11 protein-coding genes and 2 pseudogenes are annotated in these 15,138 nt (G+C 49.9%); 8 read left to right on the top strand and 5 right to left on the bottom strand.

Annotated elements, in window-relative coordinates:
* The first annotated feature begins 12 nt into the window (after positions 1 to 12).
* Complete coding sequence (locus J4772_RS01610) at positions 13 to 786, top strand: ABC transporter ATP-binding protein (protein WP_209073888.1); 774 nt, start codon at positions 13 to 15, stop codon at positions 784 to 786.
* A gap of 83 nt (positions 787 to 869) precedes the next feature.
* Positions 870 to 1,727, top strand: coding sequence for a sulfurtransferase (locus tag J4772_RS01615; protein ID WP_209073889.1), 858 nt, complete (start codon positions 870 to 872; stop codon positions 1,725 to 1,727).
* 207 nt (positions 1,728 to 1,934) lie between these two features.
* Here the strand turns inward: J4772_RS01615 and J4772_RS01620 are convergent, their stop codons facing one another.
* Positions 1,935 to 2,135: a hypothetical protein gene (locus J4772_RS01620; protein ID WP_209073890.1), complete on the bottom strand. Its 201-nt coding sequence runs from the start codon at positions 2,133 to 2,135 to the stop codon at positions 1,935 to 1,937.
* 376 nt (positions 2,136 to 2,511) lie between these two features.
* Positions 2,512 to 6,282 (bottom strand): DUF11 domain-containing protein, encoded by a 3,771-nt coding sequence (locus tag J4772_RS01625; RefSeq protein ID WP_209073891.1) that lies wholly within the window; start codon positions 6,280 to 6,282, stop codon positions 2,512 to 2,514.
* A 990-nt stretch (positions 6,283 to 7,272) separates the two neighbouring features.
* Between J4772_RS01625 and J4772_RS37440 the strand changes: the two are divergent.
* Positions 7,273 to 8,008 (top strand): annotated as a pseudogene (locus J4772_RS37440) (transposase); the annotation flags it as partial.
* On the opposite strand, the gene J4772_RS36830 reads toward J4772_RS37440, so the two are convergent.
* The 3 genes from J4772_RS36830 to J4772_RS01645 form a co-directional block, all read right to left on the bottom strand.
* Positions 7,989 to 8,633, bottom strand: coding sequence for an FAD-dependent oxidoreductase (locus tag J4772_RS36830; RefSeq protein WP_247740978.1), 645 nt, complete (start codon positions 8,631 to 8,633; stop codon positions 7,989 to 7,991). The pseudogene J4772_RS37440 and the gene J4772_RS36830 overlap by 20 nt on opposite strands.
* Positions 8,634 to 8,788: 155 nt before the next feature.
* The gene (locus J4772_RS01640; RefSeq protein WP_209073892.1) at positions 8,789 to 9,586 is read right to left on the bottom strand and encodes a glycosyltransferase; all 798 of its coding nucleotides are present in this window, start codon (positions 9,584 to 9,586) and stop codon (positions 8,789 to 8,791) included.
* Positions 9,587 to 9,605: 19 nt separating this feature from the next.
* Positions 9,606 to 10,205 carry a TetR/AcrR family transcriptional regulator gene (locus J4772_RS01645; RefSeq protein WP_209073893.1) on the bottom strand — a complete coding sequence of 200 codons (600 nt, stop codon included), beginning with the start codon at positions 10,203 to 10,205 and terminating at the stop codon, positions 9,606 to 9,608.
* Between the two features lie 428 nt (positions 10,206 to 10,633).
* Between J4772_RS01645 and J4772_RS01650 the strand changes: the two genes are divergently transcribed.
* From J4772_RS01650 to J4772_RS01670, 5 genes and pseudogenes are all read left to right on the top strand, one after another.
* Positions 10,634 to 11,572, top strand: a complete 939-nt coding sequence (locus J4772_RS01650) for a hypothetical protein (RefSeq protein ID WP_209073894.1) — start codon at positions 10,634 to 10,636, stop codon at positions 11,570 to 11,572.
* 216 nt (positions 11,573 to 11,788) lie between these two features.
* Positions 11,789 to 12,193: pseudogene (locus J4772_RS01655) on the top strand (methylglyoxal synthase); the annotation flags it as partial.
* A gap of 873 nt (positions 12,194 to 13,066) precedes the next feature.
* The gene (locus J4772_RS01660) at positions 13,067 to 13,261 is read left to right on the top strand and encodes a helix-turn-helix transcriptional regulator (RefSeq protein ID WP_209073896.1); all 195 of its coding nucleotides are present in this window, start codon (positions 13,067 to 13,069) and stop codon (positions 13,259 to 13,261) included.
* Between the two features lie 3 nt (positions 13,262 to 13,264).
* Positions 13,265 to 13,723 (top strand): hypothetical protein, encoded by a 459-nt coding sequence (locus J4772_RS01665; RefSeq protein ID WP_209073897.1) that lies wholly within the window; start codon positions 13,265 to 13,267, stop codon positions 13,721 to 13,723.
* Positions 13,724 to 14,054: 331 nt separating this feature from the next.
* A complete protein-coding gene (locus tag J4772_RS01670; protein WP_209073898.1) occupies positions 14,055 to 15,137 on the top strand; it encodes a FecCD family ABC transporter permease in 1,083 nt (360 codons plus the stop codon).
* Position 15,138: the final 1 nt, after the last annotated feature.

Genomic DNA, 15,138 nt, shown 5'->3' on the forward strand with positions numbered 1-15,138 from the left:
GGGGGTGTTCATATGGCTGGATTCACAATTCGCGGAGTGTCCAAAGTATACGGCGGAACGCCTCCTACCGAGACGTTGACGAATATCGATCTGACAATTGAGGACGGCGAATTTCTCAGCATTCTTGGACCGAGCGGCTGCGGCAAAAGCACCTTGCTGGAGATTTTGGCCGGTCTGCAGCTGCCGTCGTCGGGCGAGGTTTTTATTGGCGACAAGAAGCTGCAAGGTCCGGGCATTGAACGCGGGGTTGTGTTCCAAGATCCTTCGCTGTATCCGTGGCGCACCGTATCCAAAAATGTCGAGCTGGGACTTGAGCTGCGCGGAACGACAAAGGCGGGGCGCAAGGCAGCTGCGCAAAAATATTTGGACCTCGTCGGGCTGACCGGCTTCGAGAACAAGTATCCCCATCACTTGTCCGGGGGCATGAAGCAGCGTGCCGGGCTTGCTCGGGCGCTGGCGAACAGCCCCGAGGTGCTGCTGATGGACGAGCCGTTCGGCGCAGTCGACCATCTAACGAGATTGCAGCTGCAGGACGATCTGCTCGACATCTGGGAGGCCGAGAAGAAGACGGTTGTCTTCGTCACGCACGATGTATCCGAGGCGGTGTTCCTGGGTGATCGCGTCGTGCTGCTCTCTCCGCGTCCCGGGCGAATCAGCCGGATTTTTCAGGTTCCGCAGAAGCGCCCTCGCAAGCGGGACGACATTGAGCTGCTGAAAATTCAGAGCGATATTTATGCCGTCATTCATGAAGTCAAAACTCAGGAGAGTTTGGAGTTTACGATATAAAGTCGGAAGTTCATGATCTGACGTCTGAAGTTCACAATCTAAAGCCTTATACTCTCGATCTGACGAAAGGAGCTGTTAGAATAATGGCAAATTCGAACGTGGTTAACGTTGCGTGGGTGCAAGCCCGTCTGGCGGAGAATCTCCCGCTTGTACTCGCCGATGTGCGTTTTCATCCGAAGGAGGCGGAGTATGGGATTAAGGCATACCGGCAAGGGCATCTACCGGAGGCGGTGTTCGTCGACTTCAAAGCCGAGCTGACGGACCCTGCGCAGCAGCATGGCGGTCGAAGCCCGCTGCCTTCTCCGGAGCGGTTGGCCCGTACATTTGGGAAGCTTGGCATCGACCGCTCAACGACCGTTGTCGTCTATGAGGACGTGAATGGACCGGCCGCCTCTCGCTTGTGGTGGATCCTGAAATATTTAGGCGTCGACCACGTCTACGTGTTGGACGGAGGCTATCAAGCTTGGACGGCAGCAGGCCTGCCAATATCGGTCGAAACGCCGGCTTCTCAGCCTCGCGAGTTCGTACCGGAAGTGCGATCGGATTGGCTTGTCGGTGTGGAGAAAGTGCGAGTGGCTTCCAGCGCGGGAAGAGGAGCCGGTGCGGCACTAGTCGACTCCCGCGATGCGGCCCAGTACTTGGGGCAGGAAGCCCCGTTTGATCCCGTTGCGGGCCACATTCCAGGAGCGCGTCATTACTTTTGGAAGGACGCGCTTAACGAGGACGGCACCTGGAAATCGGCCGATGAACTGCGCGAGCGCTTCGCCGATCTGCCTAAGGACGAGGAGATCATTGTTTATTGCGGCTCGGGTATCTCGGCCACTCCGAATGTGCTGGCTTTGCGGGAGGTTGGTTACGAGAACGTTAAGCTGTATGCGGGAAGCTGGAGCGATTGGATTACTAACGGTGACAACCCCATCGCAACCGGAGATGAAGAATAACGGAAAGACGCATAGCAGTATGTTGATTATGATTACATCGCCAGGGACTTAGCTCCAAATGGCGATGTATTTTTTTGAGTTATCATTATTATCGTGGCTTAGTAACGAGCCAGCCGAGTATCGTAGCGTTTGCGCAGGGTGATGTGACGGGAGACGGGGTATCCGACAATGTGTATCTTACAGGGGTTCGAACCCCGGATAGTCCGTTTATTGCATAACAGCGTAGACGGTGCCGCCAGCCGACTTGGAACCTCCTGTAGCGGAGCACCTCGCGACTTTTTCCGTTTTCGCCGTGAAACAACGATACGCCAGAACGATGATTTGTTCCAAATAGTTTTTGATCAGAATGCGCGAGTGCGTCTCTTGCGCATAAAACTCGTTGACGTTACGGAGAAACGGAATCAGCAAGTTTTGCGTATCCTTCGCTCGAAGGTAGGGGCCGATTGGAAAAAGGCGTAAATATCGGCTAGCGGTGGAGTTCATCAATAAGTATAAATGAGCCGGTACATGTGTGAGGGCTAATGCAGGGTCGCGGAAACAATCAGATTGTACCGAATGGTATTGTTGTGACAGGTTATGAGCAACTGACCTGTTGCGGCCAAAATACGCCGATAAGGCCGCCGAATTCGTTCGACGGCCTTTCGTCATACCATAGCGAACGCACTCACCGATTACCCTGGCAGCGGGTCATTATTACCCAAAAGAGAAGCCCCCGCAAGCGAATACATGGCTGCATTGGGCTTTGCGAACGGCTCCCACTGCTCATTTTTCTTGGGCCATTCTCCTACTCTTCCTCTTCCATGATCACGATTGTGAGCGGGTTGGAACGTGCAACTCCACCTGTTCTTCGTCCATTGGGCAAGACGTATTCAAACTCGAGCGTTGCCGTATTTTCTGCGATTTCTCTCGGCGGTTCGAAAGCGGCCGTTGCGCGGAAGGACACTTGGACGTTTTGTCCGGGACTTATAGTTCCGAGGGAGATGCCTTTATCGGGATTGTCAGTGGATCTGCTCAGTCCGTTTACTGCCACACTATTGGCGATCCACTCCAAACCGACCGGCGCTTCATCGCGTAAGACGGCGTTATCAAATACAAGCGGCGTATTGTTGCTGATTGCAATGAAAAATCCAAGGTTTTCTCCCACCGTTACTTCAGTCTTATCGGACGTCTTCCGAATCACGGGAGGAGCCGCAACGCGAACGCGCGTTTCGTTAGTCAAGGCTGTGCCGTTGAATGCACGACCGTCGGGAAGGCTGTAACTAAAGCGGGCAGCAGCTCTGTTTTTAACGATACCGTCTGCAGGGACCGAGACTACCCGCACATGGAAGACTACCTGCTTCGTCTCGCCCGGTCCCACTGTACCGATACCGATGCCAGCTACCGGAGACTGACCCGGAACCGGAGAGATATTAAGCAATGCGCTATTTTCAGCAAATACCGTGTTCTCAGGCTGCGGCTCCTCCACGGTAACCTCCACGTTGATATCTCCTTTGTTTGTCACGTCGATTACATAGTGTATCACTTCGCCGACAACCACTTCTTCTTGAACGGCTCGTTTGGTCGCCGTGATCACTGGTTCCATGATCTGTACAGCCACTTCGTTGGAGAAACCGGAAAAGCCTTCTCCTTGTATGGTAAATGCGACTGCAGCCCGATCTTTAACCACCGTGCTTTGCGGCGCGAACAGCACCTTTTGGTCATAGGTGACCGTTGTACGGCTATTAGCCTCAAGCTCACCAATCTCGAATCCAGAATCTGGATTAGCATCGGGAACGGAGACGCCGTTTATTTTTACGCTTCCGGAAACAAATTGCGAGCCTTCTGTAGTCGTGTCACGAAACGTGACATTCTCCAGAACATTCCCGCTTGTGTTTACCAATTCCACTTGGTATGTGATGACATCCCCGACCACGGCAACAGTTTCACTCGGAGTCTTGGTCACTTGAATCTCGGTGATCGGATCCTGTGTCACAACGGTATTAGAAACTGCCTGATCTGTAAAGCTGCGTCCATCCGGCAGTACGAAGGAGAACGATGCAATCGAGCGATTGAGAATCAATTGATCTGGAGGAGCCGTTGTCAACACAGCTTCAAAAGCAACGATAGCCAGCTCGTTTGGCTGCAGCACACCAACCGGAATACCTGTCTGAGGACTGACGCCTGGTACAGAGATCCCGTTAATTGAGACGCTGTCGCCGACATACATAACGTATCGGGAGAGTGAATCGGTCACGATTGCCGTAATGGGAAGATTGCCTGAATTCTGCAAGAATACGGTATAATTAATTATATCTCCGATTCTTACGATCAACGGATCGGCAGACTTGGCAATCGTTACTTTCCCTGTATAGACGGATACGGATACTTCGTGAGAGACGCTGGTCCCGGTAAACGAGCCGGATTTGAAATGAACGAAAGCCTGATTGGTTAGCACCGGCGGATTTTCCAGTGTGGTTGCCGTTAACTGGAACGCAACTGTTACAGCGGATGACCCCGGTATGGTGCCGATCGCGATTCCATCTTGGGGATAGGCATCGGGAGACGGTGTTCCGTCGATGGTCACGCTGCCCGGAACGAAAATCGAGCCTGTCGGGATCGGGTCGGTCAATACGACTTGCGTAATCGGATTCGGATTAAGATTCTGAACTTTAACCGTGTAGGTAATTGTCTCGCCGACGAGAACCGTGAGAGGATTTGCGCTTTTATTCACTTCGACCGTCGGAGTCGTCACTGGAATTTTAACTTCATTAGATGCTGCGCTTCCGTCGAATTCACGTTGATCGGGCAATTGATACGTGAAAGGGGTCAGCGCCCGATTGACAAGTACATTGCCCGGCGGCGGCGTGATCACATGGATTTGAAAGGCAACCGTCGTCGAGTCGCCTGGCGGGATTGAGCCCAGAGCGATGCCTGTCATCGGACTTTCGCCGGGTCTGGGGACAGTATTCACGGTCACACTATTTTGCACAAAAGCCGCTCCTTGCGGAATTGAATCGGTCAATACGACATTTGCGGCAATGTTTCCGGTGTTTTGAACTTCAATTGTATACATTACGATATCCCCTAATTGCGTTACAGTTCTATCTGCACTTTTGACGACGTTAATGACAGGCAGATAAACGGGCACTTTGACGATATTAGACGGAACAGATACCGATAGGACAGGGCTGGTCGGCGTCGGCCGAAAATCGTAAGCAATTTGCCCTTGATCGGAAAGCGAGGGCGGCGAAGGCTGTGTGACAGTCCTGACTTGATAAGTTAAGGTGACTCCTCCGCCAGGATTGATATCCCCGACGGACACGCCAAGATACGGACTTTCCAAGGGGCGGCTGGTCCCAGCGACCGTGGTGCTGCCTGTCACAAACTCTGCGCCCGCGGAAGGCGTGCTGAATATAACGGGATTCTCTGCTGTCACTTTTCCTTTATTGACGATTGTCAGCGTATAGGTCAAAAGGTCACCGACCGTCGTGGCTGTACGATTTACCGACTTATCAATGCGTACTATCGGCTCGTCTACATCAATCTGAATGCCAAAACTGTTGACCAGGTAACCGTCGCCGGAGGTTGTTAATCTCAGAAACGCCGACGTTTGATTGACCGACAGAGTTCCAGCCGCACTGACATTAGTAATATCGTAGCCTTGCCGTCCGCCAACGATATTGGAACCGGGAGTCCCGTTTATTTGATTTCGACTGCCGAAAGTCCCTCTTGTATCCAACTGACCGCTATCCCCGTTAATTTGCGAAGCAAAGAAATTTTTGGAGTAGTTATTGGGACCGGACAATACATTAAGAGATGCCAGCGTCCGACCGAAAAGCGCTTGATCACCCGTTTTATTCGCATCCCCTTCTTGCGCGCTCAACAACACTCTTCCATTAAGCGGAGTGGCGGCAGGAGTTGCAAAACCGGTAATCAGAGTGTCGACAGGGCCCGAAGGGGCTTGAATAACAGCTGCTCCGACCCTCAGCGACAGATTCCTTATTGGCAAGGACGGGTTGCTGTAAGCGACAGCCAACGTCCACCCGGCATGATTCGATGTTGGGTCGGGAATGACCAACGTGCTTACAACGCCCCCGGTTGTATAAGTACCCGAACCCCCCGCAGAAATCAAATCCGTCACCTCCGCGGAGCGAACAAATGCATAGCCGTCCGGGAAGTTCGAGCTCACGGCTAAGAGTACGTTATTAGCCGTGGCCAAATCCGGAGTGATCGAATAAGTACCTTGAGGAGTTGTAAATGTTACTGGACGATTAATATACGGACTCAGATTGACGCCATTGTTCAGATACATGCCTCCCCACACGAGCTCCGCATATAGAATGGCGCTTCCTGCTGGAATGTCCAATACTGCGGATGAGGAGTTGGATTGAAAAAATTCGGTGGTTCCTGCAGGGTAGGAACCGAAACTGCCGGTTGTGCCGGAGTCGATAAATCCGCCGATACTATCGACCTGGCCGGGAACGCCGACCCGTTCCGAGCGGCTTAGACCCAGCGTATTTCCCGTGAAGGTCAGAGCGCCGTTCTCATTAAGAACAAATCGGTTGACAAATGACATGATTCTGCTCCTTTCATTGGGTGATCCTTCTTTTTGTGACCATCGGCAGAACGCATGAGCCCATTAATACCATATGCGTACAGGGATTCGAAGGTATACGGCGGAAAGCTGAAAGGATAAAAAAATTTTGCTTGACGAGTCAATTCCATACTTTTGGGAACAATGCCGGGTTGCGCTTGGCTTTGGTAACCCAGATCCTTTGCAACGAAAACGGTTCGCCATCGTTCATGACTTATAGCGTAGCGAACGTGTGTCGAAACGTATGTGGAGAGACGCGAACGCCGGAGGTGCTGTTGTCTCGCCGTGCAGTCGGATGCCAGTACGGGGCCTCGTGGGCGATAAGAGGCTGGAGCGATTGGATTAGTTATGAGGGCAATGCGGTGGCGGTGGGGGAAGAGGAAGAAATGAAAGATAGATAGCAGTAATGAAGTGTTATATACATCGCCAGCGGGCTTTATCTTCAGGCGATGTATTTTTTGTTACGAAGTCAACATGGATTCAACGCTCGGATCATGAAAATACTTACACGAAGTGTTGACTAGAGCGTGCGCTCGTATGGACTGTACAGACAAACAAAAAGCCGAGAGTTTGCTCTATTGTGAACTTCTAGGTTTTCAGTGGCACATGGCTGAAATCTCGAAGTCAACACCACAATTTCAAAGGATATGATTCAACAAGAAGTCAACAAAACAGCAACGGACGAGTATTGGCAGCTAACCTTGGGGTGGGTTTTTACTTTCTCTTGTAGTTATTTGCGGTGTAGATAATAGAGCAATAACAAAAGTCGAGAATTCGATCATGCCAAGCGATCGTGTTGTCATTATCAATGCGGACGATTTCGGAATTAGTTATGCTAGCAATCAAGCGATTATGAATTTATCCTGAATTTCGAAAGTAATGCTTCCTGAAAATATGAAAAAGGGCCCCAAATCTTTGGTAGAATGGTGTTTGTCCAGAACAACATCACCCAAAGAGAGGAGCACCTTTTAGGTGAAGTCTACCACAGCCATCGGCAAAATCAAGACTGAATTTTCCCTGCAAAACGCAACCAGCTTCGGAGGCGTCAAAATCTTTCTGGCCTTTCTCGAAAAAATCAAGTTGGCCGACGCCATGCGCGGTCTCTCTGCGGCAAAGCGTGTAACTCGCTCTTTCCCGTTCACCGTATCCTGCTCTATCTCATCGTCGGTTGGATGCTCGGCTGTGAACGGATTTTCCATTTTCGTCGTCTGCATGGCGACGCGCTACTGAGGCGCTCCTTGGCGGCCGTTGCCCGCATCACAGGCTGCTATACAAGGAATTGATCAGGCTCGGTCGTTCTTGCCCCGATCTGGTTAACGAGCTGCGGATACTGAATCAGGAGATTATCCGCCTGCTTGCCGTCTGACTTGATTCTCGATCTGGATTCCACGGCGGAGACGATGTACGGCGATCAGTCCGGCGCAGCCAAGGGCACCAATCCGCACAAGCCTGGACGCAGAAGCTATCATCCGCTGCTCGCTTTTGAAGGTCAGACCGGTTTAACGTGACCAATCTGGAATGGGAATCGGTCGATTTGTGGCGCTTCTACAACCAGCGCTGCTGCATGGAGAATTACATCAAGGAAGCCAAGAACGGCTTCTCCATCGACCGCATCGCAACAGGCGATTTTAAAGCCAATGAACTGGACTTGCTGAGCAAGTTACTCGCCTACAATCTATTCGAGCGCTTCAAACGCGATTGCTGCGAACATCCCTTAAGTGGTAATTAAATCGGGACAACCTAACGGGTTGCAAAGTTCGGGTACGTCTGTGCCTGCGGACAATACCACGACACCCGACTCCAGAAAACCCTTGGACGTGTGGACGCCGACCAGGCTGGAATTTTCTTGTTGCAGCTGAGTAACGTTGGTACCGAACTGAATCTTTGCTCCGTACTCCGGCGCCTTGCCCAACAACAGCTCCGTTACTCCTATAGCCTTCTTCGCTGACAAACATCGCTTCATCCGGATATTCCTTCAAATTCGGCTCCAATGCCTTAAGCTGCTCCCGGTTTAACTTTTGAGAGAGGGGTTTCTCCCTCGGGGGCGGAGTGCCCCAAGTCAGCGCTCCATGCCAATGAATTTTCAGTTCGGACAGCTCTTGCTGAAGCGCATGATATTCTTCCAAAGCCGCATCGTACAATCTCCAATATTCGGGAGCCACCCAATGAGTCGTATTTATCCAAGCAAAAGATTTTTCCGTGACTTCACGCGCAGCGGCGGGGTGTCGTTCAATTACGGTTACATCTTCATTTCGTTTGGCCAGATGATAGGCCACGGACGCCCCGACAATACCTGCGCCAATAATCACGATTTTTTTATTCAATAATGACATATGAGGGAAGCTGGAGCGATCAGATTACCTGACAAGGTAACCGATTGCCGTCGGAGTCCATGCAGCCCGAGAGCCTTGGCGGCTTGTTCTGTATGCTCTTCGATACGGCGCACTCAGCTTAAAGCTTATCGGCATACTTGAAAATCATCGCTCGTCTAACGCCCCTGATTCTCGTAGTACGTCTGGTCGGCATAAGCCCGATCCGTTCCGCGAAGATAAGCGCGAATAATGGAAGGATTGCGAACAAGCCCCCAGTCGCCGTGCTTATCGAACTTGCGGCAGGACGTAATCATCTGTGCTTTGCGGATGGTGCCGTAACGCTTGCCTTGGCGCTTGCCCCATTGCTTTAGCCGGTAGGCGAACTCCGCATCCTCCGCCATCAGCCGTTTCTCGTCGAAGCCCCCGATCGCGTCGAAGTCGCTCTTGCGGCACCAGAAGATGCCGACAGACACGGCTCCATATTTGAACAGCAGAGGGATGATGAGCATCATGACAGAGACGATAATCCCCAATGATATGCGCTCGAATTTGCCGGCGACGCCACCGCCGATATAGGTTCCGGAAGCGAGACTCTTGTCAATCTCCGTCAGCATGGCATCCGTCATCCGGCTGTCCGCGTCGATGGTGACCAGATACTCTCCTCTGGCGATGCGGGCGCCGGCATTGCGTATTTGCGACAGATTCTTGGCGTCATTCTTCAGCGTCACGCAGCCGTATTCGTCCGCGATAGCCTCAGTGGCGTCTGTGCAGCGATTGAGGATGACGATGACTTCGACCTGTTGCGGGTAGGCGGCGGCAGCGGCGGCGATTGATTCCAGACAGGCACGGAGGTACTGCTCCTCGTTGTGAGCGGGAATGAGGACGGAAAATTTGATCGGACCCTTAGCATCGGCGGCGGCAAAAAGCTCAAGAGACGGAGATGCGAGTGAGGCTTGCGTTGGCGACAAGGTCATTCGGTTACACTCCTTTGGATTAAGGGGATGACGTACGGCTAATGCCTTCCAACAGCAGGGAGGTAGCTTTGCGGAACAGATTTTTCATGCCTTCCCGATCCAGGAACGAGCGGCTGTCGCTTAGACCCGAATAATAGCTGAGGATCATAAACGCCAGCTCCTTGGGGTTCTCGTTCTTGAACTCTCCCGAGGCGATCCCTTCGGCGACCAGTTTCTCGAAATCGTCGACAACGCCCATGACGATCGCGAAGAATTTCATCCCGATCTCGGAATGAGGCCCGACCTTGGCGATGAACTCCTCACCGGCCTTGTTGAGCGGCTTGTTGTGATGGTCCACGAAGTAGTCGGCATAAGCGAACAACTTTTCTCTAACGCTAGGGATCGGGGTAGACAGTTCGTTCCAGACATTCCAGGACTCCTTGAAGGCAAACTCGGCCAGTTCGAGGAAGAGCTGCTCCTTGCTGCGGAAATGATAGTACAGGCTTCCCTTGCTACAGCCTGAATGCGCACAGATGTCGTCGATGGAGGTAGCCGCGTAACCCTTCTGGGCGAATAGCGCCATGGCGCTGTCGATCAGCTTCTTGCGGGTCTGTATCGCGTCGTAAAGTCTCTTGTTCATGCGCTTCGGCCCTTTGAATGAATTAAACCGAATAGTCGGTTTAATTTAAGTGTGGCATTAGGGAAGGTACGGACAAAAATGTAGAATTGATGAACGTTACACTTCCGTAGTTGGCGCGATTGGATTGACTATGAGGCTCACAATCGCAAGTACAAAACGATTTCTTTCCATGGAAGTCGTTAGCAAGAATAGTCAAGAGTGTCGCAAGAACGGCCAAGAAGTTTTGGATACAGAGAGTTATTCTGAATATATTATTGCAAGGAGATCGTCGAATCTTTTAACAAAACCGAGGCGTGGTTGAGACAGAACAACCTGAATTTGCGTAAATCGATGGAAATCGGGATTACGTATGACAACCCGGATATTACGGAGAGCGAAATACGAGATTAGACTTACGGATCGTGCCAATTGGGGAAGGATGAGATGTTATGTTTGCCTATGTCGGGAACGGTGCGTATTGTTATGCAAATTCTACATCAATGCTGCTTGATAGCATCGGAGAACAGGTTTCGCCGAGCCTCATTGAGGTGTTGACTGGTGTTGGGCTAGGGGCAGTTTGGTTTGAAGAAGATAACATGATTTTCTTCTCTAATGGAATTCCTCATCGGGGAGTTAGCAAAGCACTGGACATCTTGGGATTTACATACAATGAAATTTCTGGAATGGATGAAATTGGAATGATTGATCAAATATCCGCGGAGCTTAGGGAACATCCGATCTTGATGGGGCCGCTGGATATGGGTTTTCTTAGCTATATGCCGAATCATAAATATCTATATGGCTGCGACCATTATGTGCTGGCTTTTGGGTTGGAAGACGGGTGGGTCCGATTGCATGATCCGGCGGGATATCCTTTTGCCACGCTACCTGTTAGCAACTTGATTCAAGCGAGTAAAACAAACCGATTGCAATACCGGTTTTATCCAAGAGATCTAATTTATCATTACTGGACAGCACCTATGCGACTGCGACAACGAACATCGAACGAAATATACCACGAAGCCGTACTTTACTTCAAAGAAGTTTATTTGGACGCTGATCGCATTGCTTTGGAACAAGGCTGGAAAACAGGGATCTATGCTATTACAGCCTTACAGCGTCACTTTGAGGGAGAAAAGATTGACCCGGGACTTCAAGGTCACTTAACGCATTTTGCGTTTCAAGTAGGTGCAAGGCGAGCATTAAACTATAGCCAGTTTTTTCAACCTGAAAATCCTAACCTGTGCGAGTTAAAGTTAATGCAGTCCGAAATGTTCGGCAATTGTCATTCCCTAGCCGTTCGGGAGGACTGGCATGCACTAGAAGAGGCGGTACGATTTTTAGGAGAGTTTGAACTACAATTCCGAGAGTATTTATTTGGTGTTTAACAAGAAAGTCATGCTTACTAAAAGTGGGGCAGGGCTATATCGCACGAATTAGCCGCCGCTCGCTCCGGGCTTCGCCAACCTATTTAATGTAATATAATATTACATTAAATTAAAATTTCTATCTTTAATTTGATTTTTGTTGTCTAATCCAAAAACAAATGGTATATTTATGTCATAAAAGTTTACATGAACATAATCAAGGAGGTTGCCCACGCTATGAATGTGGCTTTTATCGCTCATGATCAGAAGAAAGAAGAAATGGTTCAATTCGTCATTGCTTATCAAGCATTATTCGAAGATCATAACTTATTTGCAACCGGCACGACGGGTGGCCTGATTATGGAGAATACAACATTGAGTATTCTGAGATTCATGTCAGGCCCCCTTGGCGGCGATCAACAAATTGGAGCTATGGTGGCCCATAATGAACTGGATTTGTTGATTTTTTTCCGGGATCCCCTGGTCTCGCAGCCGCATGAACCGGATATTACAGCACTGCTTCGCCTATGCGATGTGTACGGCATCCCCGTAGCCACGAATATGGCAACTGCAGAGTTACTCGTGCACGCCCTGCAACGAGGTGAATTTAATTGGCGCGAAGTCGTTCACCAATGCCGACCGACGAACATTATCCCCCTCAATATAAAACCAACCGAAGCTAAGGGAACGAAACAAGTCCTGTCTGCCAAATTTCAACACTCTTGAGTGTAAGGTTTCCGATTATCGCTCTCCACGGCTCCGGCCCGCAAACCCTTACGCTCCGGGGCAAATCTGGTACTTCGGTCTACTGTATCGTTCTGCCGGGGGTATTTGCAGCACTCGAATCGTAAGAACAACAACGCGGTGAACCTGCCTCGGAGCCGTTCTTGGCGGGCTTCGCGTCACCCTTACGGCACTCGTGAGAGCCATGTAAGGACAGCAAGGGGGGAGCAGCACGAAAGCCACTCCCCAGTGAAAATTAATCCTTGAAAAACCCGAATTTCTGGAAGTCTTGAAGTTGCTCTTCATTCAGCCAAAAACTTCATCTGTTCAAGCTTATCCAGTACCTCTTTCTTACCTACCTCTATTCCCGATTGTTACTCCAGATGTCCCTTCAAATCTTCTGTCACCTGCTCCGCGCCTACACGAAAGTTGGTCAAGCGAATTTCGTTCCACAGTTCTGCACGAATCTCCGGTACTCGCTTTGCCAAAAAATCATAAACGGGTCAGGAAAGCTCATTCGAATGTACAAAGATGGATCAAATACGAGTGTAGCTGCAATGACATTCCCGCCGCTTGGATTTCGTATGCGGATAATCCAATCGCAACAGGAGAAGAGAAAGAACCGAGAGCGCGTGAGACGCGGGTTCGGGGCTGCAAGAGGTCCTAAGCAAACGACCTCTAACAGCCCTTTTTGACGTTAACAATCAATGGCTTGCAGATGCCTGTATGTAATATATATTTTACTTTTTGTCGTTTTTATTATACAATGAGGGTGAAAGGAGCTCGAAGTGATTGAAAAACATCAAAATGAAAATAGCCCGAACGGAAGCCGACTTGTCGCAGGAACAATTGGCCGAGACCGTAGGCGTAACCAGGCAAACGATCAATTTGATCGAAACGGGCAACTACAATCCGAGTCTTAGACTGTGCATCGCCATATGCAAAGCACTGAACAAAAATTTAAACGACTTATTTTGGGAGGAATGAAGGATGGATACGAAGAATGCTGCGAAGGAAGCGAAAATTATTATGAGAACCGCACTGATTGTCGGTGTTATTCTTCTAGCTGCGGGTACAGCGTTTAGTCTGGCGGGAATCAATCCCGTATCGAGCAACAAGGGGCTGATTGCTCTATCGCTCATCTCTTTAAGCGTTGCCTTTGTTTATTTCACGAAGTTTTCCAAAACAATAAACTCCAGTGAGGCGATTAAAAGCAGAGTAATACAAGAAACGGATGAACGGCTTGTTGCGTCAAGAAACGAGAAGGATGCCCGATCGTTTAAAATCATTCAAGCGGCGTTATTTTTGGGCTATATGGGATATACGATATTTGTCCCGGAAGATGTTTTCCAGTCTGTCGGATGGTGGATTCTGATGAGCTTGGTAATGATTTCGTTCCTAACGCAGGCAGTTCTGGCCAAACGATCTTGCGTAGGCGCTGAAAGATAATCGTACTAAGACCGTTGCTTCTAGTGTCACTATTTCGGATGGGAATTACGTGTTAAGAGGATACTGCCTTGATCAAGCTCTGTAACGCACTAAACAAATTAACCTGAGAGACCCTCCTGACTGGAGAATTAAGCGGCCTTGGATAGCCATATCCCGAACGACCAATAAACCGCCATGAAGCCCAAGGGCTTTGGCGGTTTATTGGTATGTCCATGCAAACCCTATCCGCGAATCATTATTTTGTTGCATTTTTGCTTATCTCGTCTTATACTATCAACGTGATAATGATAATCATTATCATATATAACAGCGATTTAGAGAAGAGCGTGAAATGTTGAGTAAAGACGACCTGGACAACCTCGGCACGGGCAAGCGTTACTATGTGTTTATTTTTCTCCTAATCGGTTTGATCGTGTTATCTGTCGTGTATTCGGTGTCGATTGGACAAGTGAACATTCCCTTTGCGCAATCGAAGGAGATCGTATTGCACTCATTGACCAATGGGATGTTGGGGTCGCTCGATAAAGTTCAAAACGACTCCTTTATAAACATTATTTTGCAGGTGAGGATGCCTCGGGTGGTCTATGCGTTGCTGATCGGCATCGGACTTTCTCTATGCGGAACGGTTATGCAGGCAGTAGTGCAAAACCCGCTAGCGGACCCTTACATACTCGGGATTTCTTCCGGCGCATCGTTGGGCGCAACCTTTGCTATCTTGGTGGGATTCGGCAGCGGTGCATTCTTAGTGCAGATGGGCGTCGCTTTTGGCGCTTTTGCCGGAGCCATGTTAACCTCGATCGCAGTCCTGCTTTTATCAAGTATCGGAGGCAAGGCAACGTCCGTAAAGCTTGTTTTATCCGGTGTTGTCATCGGAGCGTTATGCGGATCTTTTTCCAGTCTAATCATTTTTTTTGCTAATAATGCGGAGGGCATCAAGACGGTTACCTTTTGGTCGATGGGCAGTCTTGCCTCTTCGAGCTGGGATAGAGTACCGATTATGGCTGTGGTCGTTGTGCTTGGGGCTGTGCTGTTTCTTTTTCAACATCGCATCTTGAATACGATGCTGCTGGGCGACGAATCGGCAGTTACACTGGGCATTAACTTAAGCGCATACCGGAAATTTTATATGATTGTTGTTGCGCTTGTTACAGGAACGATGGTTGCCTATTCGGGAATGATTGGGTTTGTCGGCTTGGTCGTCCCGCACATTACGAGAGGAATTTTTGGCACCGATCATAAGAGATTGATGCCGGGGACGCTGCTGCTGGGAGCGCTGTTCATGATATGGGCGGACATTCTTTCCAGAACGATCATCCACAACGTCGAACTGCCGATCGGAATCATTACCTCTGTTATCGGATCTCCTTTGTTTATCTATATGATTGTCAAGAGAGGCTACAATTTTGGGGGGTAGG

It is taken from the genome of Cohnella sp. LGH (assembly GCF_017671885.1).
In the GTDB taxonomy this organism is placed as follows: Bacteria; Bacillota; Bacilli; order Paenibacillales; family Paenibacillaceae; genus Cohnella; species Cohnella phaseoli.